The sequence below is a fragment of the Micrococcus sp. FDAARGOS_333 genome (assembly GCF_002206575.2).
Lineage (GTDB): Bacteria > Actinomycetota > Actinomycetes > Actinomycetales > Micrococcaceae > Micrococcus > Micrococcus lylae.
This window is the reverse complement of sequence record NZ_NJFJ02000001.1, coordinates 427,234-446,845: the sequence shown is the minus strand read 5'-3', so window position 1 is coordinate 446,845 and position 19,612 is coordinate 427,234. Positions and strand designations below refer to the sequence as shown.

Sequence of the window (19,612 nt, the reverse complement as noted above, 5' to 3'; positions counted from 1 at the left end):
CTGCTTCCTAGAATCGGGGTATGAACAGTGAGACCCCCCTGGAGATGGTCCTCGCCGTCATCGCGCTGATCGCCGTGGCGGCGGTCTGCGTGGTGCTCGTGTGGAACCACGTGCGCGTCCGGCGGCTGAGCAAGCAGGTCGAGCGGCTGCGCTCTGAGCGCCAGTTGCTGGTGGACCGGGTGGACCAGCTGAAGACCCAGGTGGACGAGCAGTCCGGGGACGCCGCCGGACGGCACGAGGTCGCCCTCGTGATCAACCCGGTGAAGAACCGCGCGGACGAGGTCCGCAAGCAGGTGCTGGCCGCCGCCCGGGACATGGGCATGGGTGAGGTGCTGGTCCTGGAGACCACTGAGGAGGACCCGGGCACCCAGATGGCCGCGGATGCGAAGGCGGCCGGCGTGAGGGTGGTCATCGCCGCCGGCGGCGACGGCACGGTCCGCACCGTGGCCGAGCAGCTCGTGGGCACGGACGTCCGCCTGGGCATCGTCCCGATGGGCACCGGCAACCTGCTGGCCCGCAACCTGGACCTGCCCATCACGGACTTCGGGGCATGCATCGCCGCCGCTCTGAACGGCACCACCAAGACGATCGACACCCTGGACGTGCGCCTCGAGGGCGAGGACGGCGAGCGCCACCGCCACACCGCCGTGGTGATCGGCGGCGTGGGCCTGGACGCCGAGGTCATGGGGGACACCCGTGACGACCTGAAGGCCAGGGCCGGCTGGATCGCCTACGGCGAGGCGGGCCTGCGCCACCTGCCGGGCGACCGCCAGGACGCCACCATCACCATGGACGGAGGCTCCCCGCGCCGCTACAAGGTCCGCTCCGTGCTGGTGGCCAACTGCGGCACCTTGCAGGGAGGTCTGGAGCTGCTGCCGGACGCGAAGCCGGACGACGGCCTGCTGGACGTCATGGTCCTCTCCCCGCGGCACGTGCTGGACTGGGCGCGCATCGCCGCGAACACTCTGGTGGGCCACCGTGTGAAGATCCCCGTGATGGAGACCCTGCAGGGCACCCGCGTGCAGGTCCGCTTCGACAAGCCGATCGTCTCCCAGCTGGACGGCGACTCCACCGGAGAAGTCGTCGGCATCGACGCCCGCCTGGTGGCGGACTCCCTCACCGTGATGCTGCCGCGCTGACCCTCCCCAGGGCCGCACAGGGCACCGCTTCCCGACGACGGCCACGCCTCCCCGCGGATGTGGGCGCCGCTGGCACTCTGGGAATTCCAGCAGCCGCCCGATCCGGCGTCCACCCAGACCCTGCTGCGCTTCGTGGTGCCGCCGGAGAAAGCCACCGATGCTGCAGCCGCCGTGACGGCGGCCGCCGCGGCGGGCGTGGATCCCGGTGCGGAACAGCCTGTGCGCGTGGATCGCGTCGGTGAACTGCGGGACTCGCTGTCCTTCATGCAGGCGGTGTTCTCCGCCGTGGCGGCGGCGGCACTGCTGGTCTCCGCCCTGGGCCTGCTGAACATCGGCCTGGCCTCGATCGCCGAGCGCTCCCGCGAACTGGTGGTCCGACGGGCACTCGGGGCCCAGCGACGCCACCTGTTCGTCCAGGTGATGGGGTCGTCCCTGCTGCTCGCGGTGATCGTGACCGTGGTGGCCGTGGGCCTGGTGGTCGGCCTCATGCACCTGGCCGCGCCGCTCTAGCTGCCCGACGGCGGCGCCCACCGGCTTCCGGCGGTGCCCTGGGAGGCCTTCGGGCTCGGTCTGTCCGCTGCCGCACTCACCGCGGCACTGGGGTCGGCGCTGCCGGCGTGGAAGGCCACCCGGCTGCCCGTGGCCGACGCCCTGCGCCGCTGACGCTCAGCGCTGCAGCAGCCCTGCCACCCACTCCCGACCGGAGCGGTAGGCCGCATCGCTCATGTGGGTCGGCACCTGCACCACGCGCTCGACCGCGCGCGGGTAGGAGCCCAGGAACCGGACACCCGGGAAGATCCTGTGCAGCGCGGCCAGGGCCGCCTGCACCCGCTCCTCGGCCAGGTGCCCCTCCAGGTCGATCGAGAAGAAGTACTGCCCCAGCCCCGAGCCGGTCGGCCGGGACTCGATGCGGGAGAGGTTGATCCCGCGCGTGGAGAACTGCTCCAGGATCTCCAGCAGTGCACCCGGGTGGTCGTCCGGCAGCGGCACGGTCAGCGTGGTCTTGTCCGAGCCGGTCGGCTCCGGCAGCGGGCCCGGGCGGCCCACCAGCACGAACCGGGTCACCGCGCCGGCGGTGTCCTCGATGCGCTCGGCCAACACGGGCAGCCCGGTCTGCTCCGCCACCAGCGGAGCACAGACCGCCGCGTCGAAGGCGGGGGCGGCCGTGCCGTCGTCGTGGGCCTGCGGCAGCAACAGGCGGGCTCCGGCCGCCGTGGAGGAGGCCGGCGTGAACTCGGCGGACGGCAGGTGCGCGTCCGCCCAGCCGCGGACCTGCGCCCAGGCGTGGGTGTGGGTGGTGATGCGGCGGACCTCGTCCAGGCCGATGCCCTCCCGGCCGACCAGCACGAAGCTGATGGGCACGAGGACCTCGGCGAGGATCTGCAGGTCGTCTCCGGAGGCCACGTCGTCCAGGGTGGCGGAGACGCCGCCCTCCACGGAGTTCTCGATCGGCACCATCGCGTAGTCGGCGTCGCCGGCGCGCACGGCGGCCAGCGCGGAGATCACAGACGACGACGGGGTCACGTCCGACTCGGCGACCTCGGGGATCTGCCGCAGCGCCGCCTCGGTGAAGGTGCCCTCGGGTCCGAGGAAGGTGAAGCGGGCGCGCGCCCGACCCGCCTCAGACGAGACGGGCGGCAGAGGCGCGATCACTTGACGGTCGGCTCGGCGTCGCCGTCGGCCTCCATCGGCTTGCCGGCCTCCAGCCAGGCGTCGGAACCACCGGCCACGTTGAGGGCCGAGTAGCCGCGGCCCACCAGGAACTCGGCGGCGCGGGCGGAGCGGCCGCCGGTGCGGCAGATGACGTAGTAGTCCGTGTCCGGGTCCAGGTCGTCGATGCGCTCGGGCAGCTGGCCGAGCGGGATGTGCTGGGCGCCGGCGGCGCGGCCGAGGGCGAACTCGTCGTCCTCACGGACGTCCAGGATCGCGGCATCGGCGGGGATCTGGTCAACGGTGACGGTCTCGAACATGCTCATGGGGCCAGGGTAGCCGGGCCCGCCGCCACGGTGGCCACAGGCGGCGGGCGTCTCGGAGACCGGCCGTCAGGCGGCCACGCAGCGCCCCGTCCCCTCCCCCACAGAGGTCCTCAGCGGCTTTCTCCGCCGGGCTGCTCGCCGCGGACTGACGGCGGAACCTTCTACGCTGGGTCCCATGGCAACCACACCCGATCGCCTCGCCCGCCTGATGGACCGCTCTGCCGTGCAGCTGCGCGACGACCTCGCCTCCGGAGCCCTCACCGCCGCCGAGACCGTCGAGGCCGCCCTGACCGCCGCGGAGCGCAACGCGGACCTCGGCGCCTTCACCCTCCTGGACGCCGAGGGCGCCCGGGAGCAGGCCGCCGCCGCGGACGCGGCCCTCCGCAGCGACGAGGACGACCGCCGGCAGCTGATCGGCATGCCGCTGGCCTACAAGGACCTGCTGGACGTGGCCGGACTGCCCACCCGCCACGGCTCCGCACTCACCGCCGCCGCGCCGGTGCCCACCCAGGACGACCCGCTGGTGGCCCGGCTGCGCGCGGCCGGCTCCGTGACCCTGGGCAAGACCACCGTCCCCGAGTTCGGCCTGGACTCCCACTCGGAGAACCCTCTCGGCGGGGCGGCCCGCAATCCCTTCGACCTCACGCGCTCCGCAGGCGGCTCGTCCGGCGGCGCCGCCGCGGCGGTGGCCGCCGGGATCCTGCCGTTCGCCCCGGGCAGCGACGGCGGCGGCTCCATCCGGATCCCGGCCGCCGCCTGCGGCCTCGTCGGGCTCAAGCCCGGCCGCGGCACCGTCCCCTCGGACCGGGCCGAGGACACGGTCACCAACCTGACCTGCGCCGGCCCGCTGGCGCACACCGCCGAGGACGCCGCCCTGCTCTTCGACGTGATGACCTCGGCCGAGGGCCTGGCCGGCCGCACCCTGCCGGACGTGCAGGCGGACGCCGCGTCCCTTGCCGCCGGCGAGCGCCCGCGGCCCCTGCGCCTCGGGCTGACGACGGCCTCCCCGTTCGGGCCCTCCCTGGAGATCCGCCTGGCCAATTCCGCTCTGACCGCCATGACCCGCGCCGCAACCGCCCTGGCCGGGCTCGGCCACAGCGTGGAGGAGTTCACCCCGGAGTACGGCGAGGACTACCACCAGGACTTCCGTGCCGTGTGGACCTCCAACCTGCTCAAGGCCGAGCTCCCGGAGGGCGCCGCGGCCCACCTCGGCCCGCTGGCCGCCGACTTCCTGGCCACCGCGAGCGCACGGCCGCAGGAGGAGACCGAAGCCGCCGTGGACCGGCTGACGGCCTGGGCGCGGCACGTGCGCGGCCAGTTCGCCGCGTACGACGTGGTCCTCACCCCTGTACTCGCCTTCGCACCCCCGGAGATCGGCCACTTCACCGCCCTGGAGCCGGAGGAGAACTACGCGGAGCAGTGCAGGTTCACCCCGTACACGTCCATGGTCAACGTGCTCGGACTGCCGGCGGCCTCCGTGCCCGTGCTGCGGAGCGAGGAGGGCCTGAGCTGGTCCGTGCAGATGATCGGCCGCCCCGGAGCCGAGACCCAGCTGCTCACCCTTGCCGCCCAGCTGGAGGCCGCACGCGCCTGACGCCCGACGGCCCGGGTGCGGCGGACGGCGGCGGCGCGGGGCCGTCGTCGGGAAGGTAGGACGGGGCTCAGTCCACTGGCAGGCCGGCGAGGTAGCCGGCGAACCCGCCGGGCGAGCGCCCGTCCAGGCGCGCGGACGTCGCCACCCGTACCCGGTCCGTCGCCACCACCGGCACGCCGTGCGCCCGCGCGGCCTCGGCCAGGCGGACGTCCTCGTGCTCAGCGCAGTGCGATACACCGCCGAGCGCCTCGTACTGCGCCCAGGTCAAGCCCATGTTGGCCCCGTGCACGTGGCCGTGTCCCTCGCGGTGCTCGTACTCGGCGGCCCAGGCCTGCCGCAGCGCGGGGTCGGCGCCGGCGAGGTCCACGGTGCCCAGCACGAGGGCCCCGCGCGGATCCTCCACGTCCACGCCGGTGCCGAGCACGGCCAGCCCCGTGAGCCAGCCGGGGGGCACGCGGGTGTCCGCGTCCGTGGATGCGACCCACAGCCGCTCGCCCGGCACGTCCGGGAACAGGCTGCGGCCGTGCCGGGCACCCACGTCACGGGCACGGCCCACGCTCGGCCGCCCCGGGGTGTCCGCGCCCAGCTCGAGAACATGGAACCGGGGGTCCTCCTGCGCCTTCGCGCGGGCGATCTCCACCGTCCGATCCGTACACCGGTCCGCCACCACGACGACGGCCGCGGACCCCTGCGCGTGCTGCTCCTCCCAGCGGTCCACCGTGGCGGTGAGGTCCTGCAGGCAGTCCGGCAGGTCCGCCTCCTCGTCCCTCGCGGGGACCACCACGACGGCATGGTCAGCCGTGTGGGCGCGGGCCAGCAGGGCCAGGCGGACGTCCGCCTCGAGGTGCTCGGCGACCATCCGCCAGCGGGGGTCCGCAGCGAGACGGGCGTGGACGTCGTCGCCGTTCAGGGGCCAGCCCTGCACGGGCTGACGCCAGTGGCAGGCCAGCACCTCGCCATCCAGTGCCATGTCCCGGTCGATGCAGTCGACGAGCTCGTCGAGCTCCTCCGGCTGCAGGAAGTAGCCGATCTCGGAGACCACGGCGAGGTCGAGCGGTGCGGGCTCCTGCGGCCACTGCTCCGGCAGCACCGCCCGCCGGACCTCCGCGTGCGGCAGTCCGTCGAGCCGGGCCTGCGCCCGCTCGACGGCCAGTGGGGAGGCTTCCAGCCCCACGACCTCGTCCGCCCGGTCGGCGAGCTCGGCGGTGAGCACACCGATCGAGGCGCCGGCTTCCATGACCCGCCCATACCGGGGGCGCGTCAGCAGGGCAAGGGTGAGCGCCCGCTTGCGCCGCTCATAGGGGCTGGAGAGGTAGCGCCACGGGTCCTCGGCGCCGGCGTAGAGGCGGTCGAACACGGCCTCGGCGCGGTAGGCGTCGTGCTCGTCCGGGCCGGAATAGCGGGCGCAGTCGAATGCGCGGTCGAAGTGCGTGAGCATCTGCGGGGACAGGATCGCCTCGTCGCCGGGGGCGTCCGAGAGCGGTGCCACCTGGGAGGCGTGCGCGGCCAGGGCGTCCCGGCGGGCCCGCCGGTCCTGGTCGCTCAGGGGCAGCCGGCGGTAGCGGCGGGAGGGCAGGGCCTCCGGCGCTCCCCAGTGCCAGAACCACAGCGGGAACTCGCACAGCGGCAGATGCTCCTGCGCGGCGAGCGCCCCGACGGCCCGGCCGACGGCGTCGTGGTCCGCGTGGCCGTCCGTGCGGTCATGGGCCACGAGCAGGACCGGGCCGGGCCGATGCGCCGCGACCAGCTCCGCCACGGCGCCTCGGAGCTCTGCCTCATGGGCTGCCACCTGCGAGTCCGGCAGGTCCAGGCGACGGACGCGGAGCCGGTCCCGAGCGTCCCCGCCCAAGGCGTCGGCGGCGTGCTCGAGCTCCGGACCGCGCAGGGCGCGCAGCCGCTCCGGGGTGTGCGTGGGCGAGTCCGGATGGGAGGCCTCGCCGGCGGTGGCCACCACCAGCTCCACCCGTGCACCGGCGCGCAGGGAAGTGCGGATCAATCCCGTGGCGCCGAGGGTCTCGTCGTCCGGATGGGCGACCGCCACCACCACGAGCCAGGTGCGGTCGAGCGGGGGCAGACGCAGCAGTGGCAGGTCGGCGATCCCGGCCTCCTCCCACGCGGACTCGGCGGTGCCGTCGTCCAGATGCGAGAAGCTCACCACCAGGCCTCGGCTCCGGTGTGCTCGTCCTCGAGCAGGGCGGCGCCGAGGCGGGCGTCGTCCCGGTCTCCGTGGTGCTGGCGCAGGTAGACCTGAAGGTCCGCCACCATCTGGGCGTGCCCGGCGTCCTGGGTCAGCGGCCCCGGACCGGTGGCCTCGCCCACCGTCTGCAGGACCTCGGTGCAGACCTGCGCCACGGTCCCGCGGACGCGGTCCGCCTCCACCATGCCGCAGGCGTGGTCCAGCTCCCCGGCATCCACGGCGTCCGCGGCGGCGCCCAGCACCACGGCGGCAGCGCGCAGCAGCCGGTCCACCCGGCCGTACGCGGCCTGCCCGATCTGGTCCGGTCCCGTGCCGCGGCCCTCGTCCGCTCGCGCCTGCCGGCGGTGCAGCTGGGCACGCAGGGTGCGTGCCGCATGCACGGCGCCGCCGAACCAGCAGGCCGCCACCCCGATGCCGCCCCAGGCGAAGCCGGAGCGCTGCAGATACCACTCGGGACCCCCGACCTCCACGGCCGGGACGGCATCGAAGGCCACTGGACCGGTGGTCACGGCCCGCAGGCCCAGGGCCGGCCAGGCCGGCTCCCCCACGTCCACACCGGGGTGGCGCAGGTCCACCAGGAACGCCTGCGGACGTCCGTCGTCCTCCCGCCGGGCGGTCACCACGGCGGAGGTGCAGTCCGCCGCCAGCGAGCACCACGGCTTCGTGCCGTCCAGGCGCCAGGTGTCCGAGCCGTCGTCGTGCTTGGTGAGCCGGGTGGCGGTGAGGGTCACGCCGCCGGACTCGGACGCATACACGCCCAGCAGGCCCGACGGGGCCGGGACGTCGGCCTGCGCCAGGATCGAGAGGGCGTCCAGGTGCGGCTCCAGCACCCGGGCCGCCGCCAGGCTGCGGGCACCGAGGGTCGCGAGGATCTCCCACTGGGCTCGGGTGCGCCCGGCTCCGGTCAGCGGCAGCTCCGCCGGGTCCGCGTCCTCGAGGATGGCGGCCAACGCGGTCACAGGCTCGTCCGCACCGGCGGCCTCGGCGAGCGCCTCCAGCAGCCGCTCCTCAGCGGCCTCGCGGGCGTCGACGGACGGGGCGGGCGCGGACGGATCACGCTGTGAGCGGACGGATGCGAAACGGACCCGGTGCACGGGCATGGCGAGCCTCCTGGAGACGACGTCGGGGGCCGCAGGTGCACGGCCCGAGACTGCGACTGTAGGGCCCTGGGCTGACCAGAGGGAACGGCCCGCGCGCGGCGGACGGCCGCGGCGAGGCGCCGACGTCGGGAAACGGGGGCGGGGCACCGGGCGGACGCCCCGGCGTCACCGTCCGGCCACCGGACACGGACCCGACGTTTTCTTGACTGACTCAAGAAAAGGCGGTTGGGTGGTGACCATGAGCACAGCACTGAAGGAGGCCTCGGACGACGCAGCCCTGCTGCGCGCGGCCGGCCTGCGCGTCACGCGCCCCCGCCTCGGTGTGCTCGCCGCACTGCGCGAGCACCCGCACGCGGATGCCGCCGACGTGCTCACCGCCGTCCGCGAGGGCCAGCCCACCGTCTCCCACCAGGCCGTGTACGACTCCCTGCACACCCTGACCGAGGCGCGGCTCGTGCGGTCCCTGCAGCCGGCGGGCTCCACCGCACGCTATGAGCTCGACGCTCATGACAACCACCACCACCTGGTGTGCCGCGGCTGCGGCGCCCTCGTGGACGTCCCCTGCCACACCGGATCCGCGCCGTGCCTGAGCGCGCCCGAGGACCACGGCTTCGCGATCGACGAGGCCGAGGTCTACTACTGGGGCCGCTGCCCCGCCTGTGCGGCCGAGGACACCACCCTCCCCCACTCCACCCTCTGACGAAAGGACGATCATGGCCTCCCAGCATGACGAGACCACCACCCTCGGCCAGGTGAGCGAGGACGCGACCCAGGGCGGCTGCCCGGTCGCCCACGGCGCCTCCCTGCCGCATCCCGCCTCCGGCGACGCGAACCAGCAGTGGTGGAAGAACCGTCTGAACCTGAAGATCCTCGCCAAGGAGCAGCCGGTCATCAACCCGCATGACCCGGACTTCGACTACCCGGCCGCCTTCGAGACCCTCGACCTGGCCGAGGTGAAGAAGGACATCGCCGAGGTGCTCACCACCTCCAAGGACTGGTGGCCTGCCGACTTCGGCAACTACGGCCCGTTCATGATCCGCATGGCCTGGCACGCCGCCGGCACCTACCGCTCCCAGGACGGCCGCGGCGGCGGCGGCACCGGCCAGCAGCGGTTCGCCCCCCTGAACTCCTGGCCGGACAACGTCTCCCTGGACAAGGCCCGCCGCCTGCTGTGGCCGGTCAAGAAGAAGTACGGCCAGAACCTCTCCTGGGCGGACCTGATGATCCTCACCGGCAACGTCGCCCACGAGATCATGGGCATGCCGACCTACGGCTTCTCCGGCGGCCGCATCGACGCCTACGAGCCCGAGGACGACGTGTACTGGGGCCCGGAGACCGAGTGGACCAACGGCGGCGCCGAGCGCTACAGGGGCGACCGCGAGCTGGACAACCCCCTCGCCGCCGTGGAGATGGGCCTGATCTACGTGAACCCGGAGGGCCCGGAGGGCGAGCCGGACCCGGTCAAGTCCGCCCGCGACATCCGCGAGACCTTCAAGCGCATGGGCATGAACGACGAGGAGACCGTCGCCCTCATCGGCGGCGGCCACACCTTCGGCAAGACCCACGGCGCCGGCACCGTCCCGGAGCACGTCGGCCCGGAGCCCGAGGGCGCCCCGATGGAGCAGATGGGCCTGGGCTGGAAGTCCTCCTACAAGTCCGGCAAGGGCATCGACACCATCGGCTCCGGCCTCGAGGTCACCTGGACCTACCACCCGACCCGCTGGGACAACGAGTTCTTCCACATCCTCTACGCCTACGAGTGGGAGCTGTTCCAGTCCCCGGCCGGTGCCAACCAGTGGCGCCCGGTCAACGGCGGCGGCTCGGACATGGTGCCCGAGGCGGACGGCAGCGGCCGCCGCGAGCCGCGCATGCTGACCTCGGACCTCGCCCTGCGCTTCGACCCCGAGTACGACAAGATCGCCCGTCGCTTCAAGGACGACTTCGAGGCCTTCCACGACGCCTACTCCCGCGCCTGGTTCAAGCTGACCCACCGTGACATGGGCCCGATCTCCCGCCACTACGGCCCCGAGGTGCCCACCGAGGAGCTCGTCTGGATGGATCCGATCCCGGCCCCGGCCTCCGTGCCCGGCGACGCGGAGGTCAAGGCGGTCAAGGACGCCGTGGCCGCTGCTGGCCTCTCCGTCCCGGCCGTGGTGAAGACCGTCTGGGCCGCCGCCTCCACCTACCGCGGCTCCGACTTCCGCGGCGGCGCCAACGGCGGCCGCATCCGCCTCGAGCCGCAGCGCTCCTGGGAGGTCAACGAGCCGGCCGTCACCGGCCCGGTCATCGAGGCCCTGGAGAAGATCGCCGCCGAGCAGGGCGTGTCCTTCGCGGACACCCTGGTCCTGGCCGGCAACTGGGCGATCGAGAAGGCCGCCGCCGACGGCGGCGTGCCCGTCCAGGTGCCCTTCACCCCGGGCCGCGGCGACTCCTCGCAGGAGCAGACCGACGTGGAGTCCTTCGGCTACCTCGAGCCGAAGGTGGACGGCTTCCGCAACTACGACCCGCGCTCCAACAAGGAGTTCCCGGCCGAGTTCGCCCTCGTGGACCGCGCCAACCTGCTCGGACTCTCCGCCCCGGAGATGACCGTGCTGGTGGCCGGCCTGCGCGTGCTCGGCGCCAACTACGGGGACTCGAAGGACGGCGTGTGGACCGAGAACGTGGGCGTGCTGTCCAACGACTTCCTGCAGGCCGTCACGGACATCGACACCCAGTGGGAGAAGGTGTCCGAGGGTCACTACAAGGGCGTCACCGCCGACGGCAAGGAGCTCTTCGGCACCCGCAACGACCTGGTGTTCGGCTCGAACTCCGAGCTGCGCACCGTGTCCGAGGTGTACGCCGCAGACGACGCCAAGGAGAAGTTCGTCAAGGACTTCGTCAAGGCGTGGACCAAGATCATGGACGCCGACCGCTACGACGTGCAGCGGAAGAACCGGAAGTGACCGGCTGATCCGCTGACCCCTCCCTGACGGGGTTCGGGGGCGGGGTTCGACCGGAGTTCGCTGCGCGTTCCGGTCGGACCCCGCCCTCGTTCTTTCCGCCGGGTCTGGCGGGGACGGTGCCGGCCCCCGTTCGTTCCGCCGGGTCCGGCGGGGACGGTGCCGTCCCCGCTCGTTCCGCCTGGTCTGGCGGGGACGCCGACCCGCTCTCTCCGCCAGGTCCGGCGGATTCCCGACGACGACACCCGCCCCGGTGCGCCACGCACCGGGGGTGCGTGGCCGTCGTCGTGGGTGACGCTCCGGCTACCGGAGGTGGCCGGGGATTCCCCGGCGCCATGGCGTCCACCGTCCTGTGGCGTCCCCGATGCCGGAGGTGACCGACCTTCTGTATCCGCAGCGTCGGAACTCCGGCCCCGACGGCGCCGATTCCGACCCGTGGCACACAGACGATCCCACCCCACCCTCATCCCACGCGCACCGGGGGTGCGTGGCCGTCGTCGTGGGTGACGCGCCGACTGCCGGAGGTGGCCAGGGATTCCCCGGCGACATGGCGTCCACCGTCCGAAGGCGTCCACTGTCCCGTGGCGTCCCCGATGCCGGAGGTGACCGACCTTCTGTATCCGCAGCGTCGGAACTCCGGCCCCGACGGCGCCGATTCCGACCCGTGGCACACAGACGATCCCGCCCCGCCCCTCATCCCCCCGCACCTCACCCCACCCCGCCCCACACCCCACACTCCCGCACCACCGCGGAACCCCCCGGTCTTCCCGCGATCATGCGGGAGTGGAAGAGTAGGGGCATGAGCGAGACCATGCACACGCCCGCCGTCCCTGCCGCCCAACGCCCCGGCACGCCCGCCCTGCCGGAAGACCTCATCGACGTCGACGCCCTGCTCGCCGCGTACACCGACCGCGTCCCGGACCCGTCGGACCCCGCGCAGAAGGTGGTGTTCGGCACCTCCGGCCACCGCGGCAGCTCGCTCAAGACCAGCTTCAACGACGCGCACATCGCGGCGATCACCCAGGCGATCGTGGAGTACCGCGCCGCTCAGGGCATCACCGGCCCCGTGCTGGTCGGCAAGGACACCCACGCGCTGTCCGCCCCGGCCCAGGACACCTGCGTGCAGGTCCTGCTCGCCAACGACGTGCCCGTGATGGTGGACTCCCGCGGCGGCTACACCCCCACCCCGGCGGTGTCCCACGCGATCCTGCACCTGAACGCCGGCCGCGACCTCACCCCCGCCGGCTTCTCCGCGGACGGGGACAACGCCGGCCTGGCGGACGGCATCGTCATCACGCCGTCCCACAACCCGCCGTCGGACGGCGGCCTCAAGTACAACCCGCCGCACGGCGGCCCCGCGGACACGGACGCCACCGGCTGGATCGCCCGCCGCGCCAACGAGCTGCTGACCGCACGCCTGGACGGTGTGCGGCGCCTGGCCCCGGAGGAGGTCGAGGGCCACCCGAGGCTGGACGGCTTCGACTTCCTGGACCGCTACGTCTCGGACCTGCCGAAGGTCCTGGACATGGACGCCATCCGCGAGGCCGGCGTGCGCATCGGCGCGGACCCCATGGGCGGGGCCTCCGTGGACTACTGGGCGGAGATCGGGGCCCGCCACGGCCTGGAGCTGACCGTGGTGAACCCGGAGGTGGACCCGCGGTTCGGCTTCATGACCCTGGACTGGGACGGCAAGATCCGCATGGACTGCTCCTCCCCGAACGCCATGGCCTCCCTGATCGAGCGGATGACCCCGGATGCCGAGGGGAACGCCCCGTTCGACGTGGCCACCGGCAACGACGCCGACGCGGACCGCCACGGCATCGTCACCCCGGACGGCGGGCTGATGAACCCGAACCACTTCCTCGCCGTGGCCATCGACTACCTGTACCGGAACCGGAGCCACTGGCCGCAGGCCGCCGGCGTGGGCAAGACCCTGGTGTCCTCCTCCATGATCGACCGCGTGGCCGAGTCCCTCGACCGCGAACTGGTGGAGGTGCCGGTCGGCTTCAAGTGGTTCGTCCCCGGCCTGCTCACCGGCTCCGGCGTGTTCGGCGGCGAGGAGTCCGCCGGCGCCAGCTTCGTCACCCTGGACGGCGAGCCGTGGACCACGGACAAGGACGGCATGCTGCTGTGCCTGCTGGCGGCGGAGATCATCGCGGTCACCGGCCGCTCCCCCTCCGAGCTGTACCGGGACCTCGAGGCCCTCCACGGTTCCCCGGTCTACGCGCGCATCGACGCCCCGGCCACCGCCGAGCAGAAGGCCCGCCTCAAGGAGCTGTCCCCGGAGGACGTGACGGTCACCGAGCTCGCCGGGGAGACGATCCTCGCCGCGCTCACCAACGCCCCGGGCAACAGCGCGCCCATCGGCGGCCTGAAGGTGGTCACCCAGAACGCCTGGTTCGCCGCCCGTCCCTCCGGCACCGAGGACGTCTACAAGATCTACGCCGAGTCCTTCCTCGGCGCCGACCACCTCGCGCAGGTGCAGGCGGAGGCCCAGAGGATCGTGGACGCGGTCATCGGCTGACCGGCGCCGCCGGTTCCCGACGACGGCCCTCACCCTCCGCGGGGGCCTTCCCGCGCCACAGCCTCCCTGGGCGCCCTCTCCGCCCTCACCCTTCGCGGGTGGGGGGCCTTCGCGTGGGGTCGGGAAGGCGTGGTGCCAAGGCGGACAGGGCGGCCCGGACGTCGTCGCACAGCTCCGGGCCGACGCCCGCGGGCACCCGCCGAACGCACAGAGGCGGCGGTCAGCTGCGCGGACTACGGTGGTGCCATGACCTTCCACGAGCAGCCCCTCGACGACGCCGACGAGCAGGAGTACGCCGACCTCCACGTCCCCGCGGACACGTCCATGCTGCCGATCATGCCGATCGGCCCGCGGGGGGAGAACCCGACCGCCGCCGTGGAGCGCCTGCGCGCCGCGGCGACGTCCCGTGCCGCCCATCCGCGCCGCATGCGCGTGCACCAGCTGCGCGCCATGAAGCGCATGCTGGAGGAGAACGAGTCGCGCTTCCTGGACGCCCTCGGCCACGACCTCGGCAAGTCCCCCACCGAGGGCCTGCTGACCGAGTTGATGCCGGTGCGCGCGGAGATCGACCACGCGCTGCTGCACCTGACGGACTGGATGGACAAGCGTCCGGTGAGGACCCCGCTGTCCCTGAAGCCGGCGACCGCCGAGGTGCAGGCGCGGCCGAAGGGCCTGGTGCTGATCATCGGCGCCTGGAACTACCCGGTGCAGCTGACGCTGGCTCCGCTCGTGGCCGCTGTGGCGGCGGGCAACACGGTGATCGTCAGCCCGTCCGAGAAGGCCCCGGCCACCGCCGCCGTGCTGCGCGATCTGCTGCCGAAGTACCTGGACTCCGCGCTGATCTCCGTGGTGGCCGGCGGCAAGGACTGCAACACCGAGCTGCTCACCCACCCGTTCGACCACATCCTCTACACCGGTGGCGAGCGCGTCGGCCGCATCGTCTACGAGGCGGCGGCGAAGACGCTCACCCCGGTCACCCTGGAGCTCGGCGGCAAGTCCCCCGTGGTGGTCACCGAGTCCCGCAACGTCATGGCGATGGCCCGGCGCATCGCGTTCGGCAAGTTCACCAACGCCGGCCAGACCTGCGTGGCCCCGGACTACGTGCTGGCCGTCGGCGACGCCGCCCACGAGCAGCTGGTGAAGGCCCTGCCGGAGGTGATCCGCGAGTTCTACGGCGAGGACCCGCGCACCTCCAACGACTACGGCCGGCTCATCTCCGAGGAGCACGCCGCCCGCCTGCAGGACATGCTGGCCGCGGACCTGCAGGACGGGGCTCAGCTGCTGGTCGGCGGCCGGGTGGACGCCCACCACCGCTACATGGCGCCCACCGTGGTGACCGGTGTCCGCGCCGACCACGCGCTGATGCAGGAGGAGCTCTTCGGGCCCGTCCTGCCGATCCTGAAGGTGGAGACGTTCCAGCAGGCCCTGGACTTCATCACCGCGCGCCCGCATCCGCTGGCCGCCTACCTGTTCACGGACCGTCCGCGCTTCCACCGGGCGTTCGAGGAGCAGGTGCAGGCCGGCGCCGTGTGCACGGACGTGACCCTGCTGCACGCGGGCCTGACCACCCTGCCGTTCGGCGGGATCGGGGCCTCCGGCATCGGCGCGTACCACGGGGAGACCGGCTTCGAGACGTTCTCCCACATGCGCCCGTCCCTGGCGAAGACCGACCAGGTGGACACGCTGAAGGTGGCCTACCCGCCGTACACCTGGTTCAAGCGCAAGGCCCTGCCGAAGATGCTCTGAGCCCAACCCCGCCCCCTTCACGACGACGGCCGCCCACCGTGGGCGGCCGTCGTCGCGTCGTGTACGGGGCCGGGTCAGTGCTGCGGCCAGATCCCGCGGCGGGTGAAGACCTCGGCGAGCACGTCGGCACGGTCGGTCATGATGCCGTCCACGCCCATCTCCAGCAGCCGCTCCATCTGATCGGGCTCGTCCACGACCCACACGTGCACCGGCAGGCCCGCCGCACGGCAGCGGCGCACGAAGTCGGCGGTGGCCACGGGAACGAGGCCGTGACGGACGGGCACCTGCACGCAGTCGACGTCGAGGGCGTACCGGCGCAGCCAGCGGGTCAGTCCCAGCGGGCCCAGCAGAACGAGCGCCGCGATGGCGGCCGCCCCGCCCGACGTCGCCACCTGCTCCGGCCCGTACGCCCGCTCGGGGTGGCCGAGGTCGGCGAGGGCGCGCCGGAAGAGGCGGCGCCGCGAGTCGTGGAACGACGCGACCAGCACGCGGTCCCAGGCGTCGTGCTCGGCGAGGATGCGGGCCAGGGCCGGGGCTGAGGCGCGGTCCTTGAGGTCCACGTTCAGGCGTGCCTCGGGCAGCGCCGTGAGCAGCTCGGTGAAGCGCAGCAGCGGCTCCCCGCCGACCGTGACGTCCGCCAGCTGCTCCCACGTGTGGTCGCGCAGCCGGCCGCGGCCCGTGCTGACGCGGTCCAGGGTGCCGTCGTGGAACACGATGAGCTCGCCGTCCGCCGTGGTCCGCACGTCCAGCTCAAGGTAGGTGAACCCGGCGTCCACGGCGGCTTCGAAGGCGGCCAGCGTGTTCTCCCGGCGCACGTCCGCGCCGCGGTGCGCAAACCCCAGCGGCCAGCCGTTCCGGGCCGGCAGCGAGTCCGTGAGATACGGCGGCGGGGTGCGGCGGGAACGCTCGACGGCGCGCTGCACCGACGCGCGGACGCGCCCGGCGGCGTCACGGGCGGAGGACAGTCCGGAGGTCAGGCGGGAGGTCAGGCTCACGGCACGAGCCTACGACGCGCCCCACCGCCCCGCGGGGCTGCCTCGGTGGACGGCCGACGCCTCATCGCCACGCCCGACCCCGCCCCGCGCGCCCGGTGGGCGGACCGGCGGAGGCGAGGGGGCGTCGTCGGGAAGCGGTGCGCGGGGCCCTGCCCCGCCCCGCGCACCCGGCGGTAGGCTCGACGACGTGACTGAACGCCAGACCTACCTGCTCGTCGACGGCGAGAACATCGACGCCACCCTCGGCACCTCCATCCTCCAGCGGCGCCCCCACCCGGAGGAGCGGCCGCGCTGGAACCGGGTGCGCGAGTTCATCGAGGACGAATGGGAGCAGCCGGTCACGGCGCTGTTCTTCCTCGCGATCGACGGGGAGGTCCCGCTGGCCTTCGTGCAGGCGCTCCTGGCGATGGGGTACCAGCCGGTCATGCTGCGCGGCGCCGGCAAGGTGGTGGACCTCGGCATCCAGCGCACCGCCGAGGCCCTCACCGAACGGGACGGGGACGTGGTCCTCGCCAGCCACGACGTCGACTTCCTCCCCCAGATGACCGCCCTCGCCGAGGACGAGGACCGGCGCGTGGCCCTCATGGGCTTCAACGAGTTCATCGCCGGCGGGCTGCGGGAGATCCCGGGCGTGGAGGTCTGGGACATGGAGCACGACGTCCAGGCCTTCGACGCCCCGCTGCCGCGCATGCGCGTGATCGACATCGAGGACTTCGACCCGTTCGAGTTCCTCTGAGCGCCGCGCCGGCGCGGCCCGGGTGAGACATGACACGATGAATCCTCCCCGTTCAGAGGACGGGGCTATGCTCGGGGGCCGACGTCCCGAGGGAGCCCGCTCGGGACGTGTGGTCCCCACGCCCCCTGCGCAGCGCGCATGCGCGGAGGCCGGGACGGCAACGTTCCCTCTTCCCGAAAGGTCCCGCCGTGGCCCCCACCGAGCCGACGCCGAGCTCCGCCACCGCCGCCTCCTCCGACCCCGGCGGCGGGGCCGAGCAGAACGGCCTGCGCCGCTCCCTGGCCTCCCGCCACCTGACGATGATCGCGATGGGCGGTGCGATCGGCACCGGCCTGTTCGTGGCCTCCGGCAACACGATCGCCACGGCCGGTCCGGGCGGTGCGCTGCTGGCCTACGTGGTCATCGGGTTCATGGTGTTCCTGCTCATGCAGTCCCTCGGCGAGATGGCCACCTACCTGCCGGTCTCCGGCGCGTTCGAGGAGTACGCGACCCGCTTCGTGAGCCCCTCGTTCGGCTTCGCCATCGGCTGGAACTACTGGTACAACTGGGCGATCACCGTGGCCGCCGAGCTCGTGGCCGCCGCACTGGTGATGCGGTACTGGCTGCCGGAGGTGCCCTCCTGGGTGTGGTCCGCGCTCTTCCTGGCCCTGCTCTTCGGGCTGAACGCCCTGTCCACGCGGGCCTACGGCGAGTCCGAGTTCTGGTTCTCCCTGATCAAGGTGCTCACCGTGGTGGTGTTCCTGGTCCTGGGCGTGCTGATGATCCTGGGCATCATCGGCGGCGGCTCCCCGGGCTTCGAGAACTGGACCACCGGCGAGGCCCCGTTCGTGGACGGCGGGGCCGGCATCCTGGCGATCTTCCTGGTGGCCGGCTTCTCCTTCCAGGGCACCGAGCTGGTCGGCGTGGCCGCCGGCGAGGCCGAGAACCCGGAGAAGACCGTGCCGACCGCCATCCGCACCGTGTTCGTGCGCATCCTGCTGTTCTACGTGGGCGCGATCGCGGTCGTCGGCTTCCTCATCCCCTACACCAGCCCCCACCTGCTGGGCTCCGAGGTGGAGGACATCTCCATCTCCCCGTTCACCCTGGTGTTCGAGAACGCCGGTGTGCTGGCCGCCGCCTCCGTGATGAACGCGGTGATCCTCACCGCCATCCTGTCCGCAGGCAACTCCGGGCTCTATGCCTCCACCCGCATGCTCTACGCCCTCGCCGCCTCCGGGAAGGCGCCGGCCGTGCTGGCGAAGGTGAACCGCCGCGGCGTGCCGATGAACGCGCTGATCATGACCACCGTGGTGGGCGCCGGCTGCTTCCTGACCACCCTGATCGGGGACGGCGCCGCCTACGTCTGGCTCGTCTCCGCCTCCGGCCTGGCCGGGTTCATCGTGTGGATGGGCATCGCGTGGAGCCACTACCGCTTCCGCAGGGCGTTCGTGGCGCAGGGCCGTGACCCGAAGGAGCTGCCGTACCGGGCGGCCCTGTTCCCGGTCGGCCCGATCGTCGCCCTGGTGCTGTGCGCCGTGGTGATCCTCGGGCAGAACGTGGAGGCCTTCACCGGCTCCGGCGGCGTGGATCTGCTGGCCGCGGCCACCGCGTACATCGGACTGCCGCTGTTCCTGGGGCTGTGGCTGGTGCACCGCCTGGTCACCGGCACGGCGTCCCGCATGGTCCGCTACGAGGAGGCGGACCTGTCCCGGTCGCTGGACTGAGGCCGGGCGCCGCTCATTCGGGCAGGGTGAGCAGGTGCTCGATCGCCTCGGCCACGCCGTCGTCGTCGCAGGTGCCGACCACCGCGTCCGCGGCGGCCACCAGCTCAGGATGGCCGGAGGCCACGGCCAGGCCGAGGCCGGCCCACTGGAGCATCTCCATATCATTGGGCATGTCCCCGAAGGCGACCACGTCCGCGGCGGCGATCCCCCTCTGTTCCGCATACTCCTCCAGGGTGGCGGCCTTGTGCACCCCGTGCTGCGCCATCTCCACCAGCGGCAGGTCCGGCGCGGAGTGGGTCACGGAGACGATGTCCGCCACGAGGGCGCGGGCCCGGAGGAGCAGCTCGTCCGCGCCGTGCCGGGCGGAACGGGCCATCAGCTTCACCACGGTGGCATCCTCATCCAGCAGCCGCTCAAGCCGGTGGGACGCCCCGGTGGCCGCCCCGGCGACACCCTCGGCCCGCTTGCCGAAGGCCGGCTCCCACACGAAGCCCTCCAGGGTCTCGGCACCGAAGCTGGCGGACTCGTCCTCGGCCCGCAGCCGCGCCCTCGCCTCCACCACGGCGGCCCGCTCCATCCCGTGGGAGAGCAGCACCTCGTCCGTGGCGGGGTCCACCACCACGGCGCCGTTGGAGCAGATCACCGGGCCGACGGTGCCCAGCTGCTCCCGCAGCGGGCCCAGCCAGCGCAGCGGCCGGCCGGTCACGAACACCACGGTGATCCCGGCGTCGTGGGCGGCCTGCAGCGCCCCGATGGTCCGCGGGGAGAGCCACCCGGTGCGCGTGTGTGCGTAGCCGATCACCGTGCCGTCCAGGTCCGTGGCCACCATGCGCGGCCGACGGCGCACTCCTGCCAGGGCGGCGGCGGCACGGAGGGCAGACATGCCCCTCAGTCTAGGCGGCGACCGCTTCCCGACGACGGCCCCTCACCCCCGGCAGTCGCCGCCCCGGGGTCCTCCGGCGG

General features: G+C 73.2%; 15 protein-coding genes. 9 read left to right on the top strand and 6 right to left on the bottom strand.

What is annotated here, in order from left to right; all coding sequences use genetic code 11:
- The first annotated feature begins 20 nt into the window (after nucleotides 1-20).
- Together CEQ11_RS02090 and CEQ11_RS02085 are read left to right on the top strand one after the other, a co-directional pair.
- Nucleotides 21-1,139, top strand: coding sequence for a diacylglycerol kinase family protein (locus tag CEQ11_RS02090; RefSeq protein WP_088477597.1), 1,119 nt, complete (start codon nucleotides 21-23; stop codon nucleotides 1,137-1,139).
- Between the two features lie 57 nt (nucleotides 1,140-1,196).
- Nucleotides 1,197-1,649 (top strand): ABC transporter permease, encoded by a 453-nt coding sequence (locus CEQ11_RS02085; RefSeq protein WP_088477596.1) that lies wholly within the window; start codon nucleotides 1,197-1,199, stop codon nucleotides 1,647-1,649.
- Between the two features lie 156 nt (nucleotides 1,650-1,805).
- Here the strand turns inward: CEQ11_RS02085 and pheA are convergent, their stop codons facing one another.
- Nucleotides 1,806-2,792, bottom strand: coding sequence for a prephenate dehydratase (gene pheA / locus CEQ11_RS02080; protein ID WP_227718686.1), 987 nt, complete (start codon nucleotides 2,790-2,792; stop codon nucleotides 1,806-1,808).
- Nucleotides 2,789-3,115 carry a rhodanese-like domain-containing protein gene (locus tag CEQ11_RS02075; RefSeq protein WP_067191697.1) on the bottom strand — a complete coding sequence of 109 codons (327 nt, stop codon included), beginning with the start codon at nucleotides 3,113-3,115 and terminating at the stop codon, nucleotides 2,789-2,791. Before CEQ11_RS02075 ends, pheA begins: the two co-directional genes overlap by 4 nt.
- A gap of 175 nt (nucleotides 3,116-3,290) precedes the next feature.
- Here CEQ11_RS02075 and CEQ11_RS02070 point away from each other — a divergent pair, with 175 nt between their 5' ends.
- Nucleotides 3,291-4,709: an amidase gene (locus CEQ11_RS02070; protein ID WP_088477595.1), complete on the top strand. Its 1,419-nt coding sequence runs from the start codon at nucleotides 3,291-3,293 to the stop codon at nucleotides 4,707-4,709.
- A gap of 67 nt (nucleotides 4,710-4,776) precedes the next feature.
- On the opposite strand, the gene CEQ11_RS02065 is transcribed toward CEQ11_RS02070, so the two are convergent.
- Nucleotides 4,777-6,864 (bottom strand): PIG-L family deacetylase, encoded by a 2,088-nt coding sequence (locus CEQ11_RS02065; RefSeq protein ID WP_088478854.1) that lies wholly within the window; start codon nucleotides 6,862-6,864, stop codon nucleotides 4,777-4,779.
- Nucleotides 6,861-8,006: an acyl-CoA dehydrogenase family protein gene (locus CEQ11_RS02060; protein ID WP_088477594.1), complete on the bottom strand. Its 1,146-nt coding sequence runs from the start codon at nucleotides 8,004-8,006 to the stop codon at nucleotides 6,861-6,863. The genes CEQ11_RS02065 and CEQ11_RS02060 overlap by 4 nt, the downstream gene beginning before the upstream one ends.
- Before the next feature lie 238 nt (nucleotides 8,007-8,244).
- Between CEQ11_RS02060 and CEQ11_RS02055 the strand changes: the two genes are divergently transcribed.
- The 4 genes from CEQ11_RS02055 to CEQ11_RS02040 all read left to right on the top strand — a co-directional run bounded on the left by CEQ11_RS02055 (nucleotide 8,245) and on the right by CEQ11_RS02040 (nucleotide 15,215).
- Nucleotides 8,245-8,706 carry a Fur family transcriptional regulator gene (locus CEQ11_RS02055; protein WP_067191714.1) on the top strand — a complete coding sequence of 154 codons (462 nt, stop codon included), beginning with the start codon at nucleotides 8,245-8,247 and terminating at the stop codon, nucleotides 8,704-8,706.
- Nucleotides 8,707-8,719: 13 nt separating this feature from the next.
- On the top strand, nucleotides 8,720-10,948 hold the full coding sequence (katG, locus tag CEQ11_RS02050) for a catalase/peroxidase HPI (protein ID WP_070637360.1): 2,229 nt from the start codon (nucleotides 8,720-8,722) through the stop codon (nucleotides 10,946-10,948).
- Nucleotides 10,949-11,744: 796 nt separating this feature from the next.
- Nucleotides 11,745-13,469, top strand: coding sequence for a phosphoglucomutase (alpha-D-glucose-1,6-bisphosphate-dependent) (gene pgm, locus CEQ11_RS02045; protein WP_088477593.1), 1,725 nt, complete (start codon nucleotides 11,745-11,747; stop codon nucleotides 13,467-13,469).
- Nucleotides 13,470-13,715: 246 nt separating this feature from the next.
- Complete coding sequence (locus CEQ11_RS02040; protein ID WP_102957470.1) at nucleotides 13,716-15,215, top strand: aldehyde dehydrogenase family protein; 1,500 nt, start codon at nucleotides 13,716-13,718, stop codon at nucleotides 15,213-15,215.
- A gap of 74 nt (nucleotides 15,216-15,289) precedes the next feature.
- On the opposite strand, the gene CEQ11_RS02035 is transcribed toward CEQ11_RS02040, so the two are convergent.
- Nucleotides 15,290-16,138 (bottom strand): glycerophosphodiester phosphodiesterase, encoded by an 849-nt coding sequence (locus tag CEQ11_RS02035; protein WP_088478853.1) that lies wholly within the window; start codon nucleotides 16,136-16,138, stop codon nucleotides 15,290-15,292.
- 259 nt (nucleotides 16,139-16,397) lie between these two features.
- On the opposite strand from CEQ11_RS02035, the gene CEQ11_RS02030 reads away from it, so the two are divergent.
- Nucleotides 16,398-16,946 (top strand): NYN domain-containing protein, encoded by a 549-nt coding sequence (locus CEQ11_RS02030; RefSeq protein WP_088477592.1) that lies wholly within the window; start codon nucleotides 16,398-16,400, stop codon nucleotides 16,944-16,946.
- Between the two features lie 299 nt (nucleotides 16,947-17,245).
- Nucleotides 17,246-18,649: an amino acid permease gene (locus CEQ11_RS02025; RefSeq protein ID WP_141756338.1), complete on the top strand. Its 1,404-nt coding sequence runs from the start codon at nucleotides 17,246-17,248 to the stop codon at nucleotides 18,647-18,649.
- A gap of 13 nt (nucleotides 18,650-18,662) precedes the next feature.
- On the opposite strand, the gene CEQ11_RS02020 is transcribed toward CEQ11_RS02025, so the two are convergent.
- On the bottom strand, nucleotides 18,663-19,532 hold the full coding sequence (locus CEQ11_RS02020) for a Cof-type HAD-IIB family hydrolase (RefSeq protein ID WP_088477591.1): 870 nt from the start codon (nucleotides 19,530-19,532) through the stop codon (nucleotides 18,663-18,665).
- Between the last annotated feature and the right edge of the window lie 80 nt (nucleotides 19,533-19,612).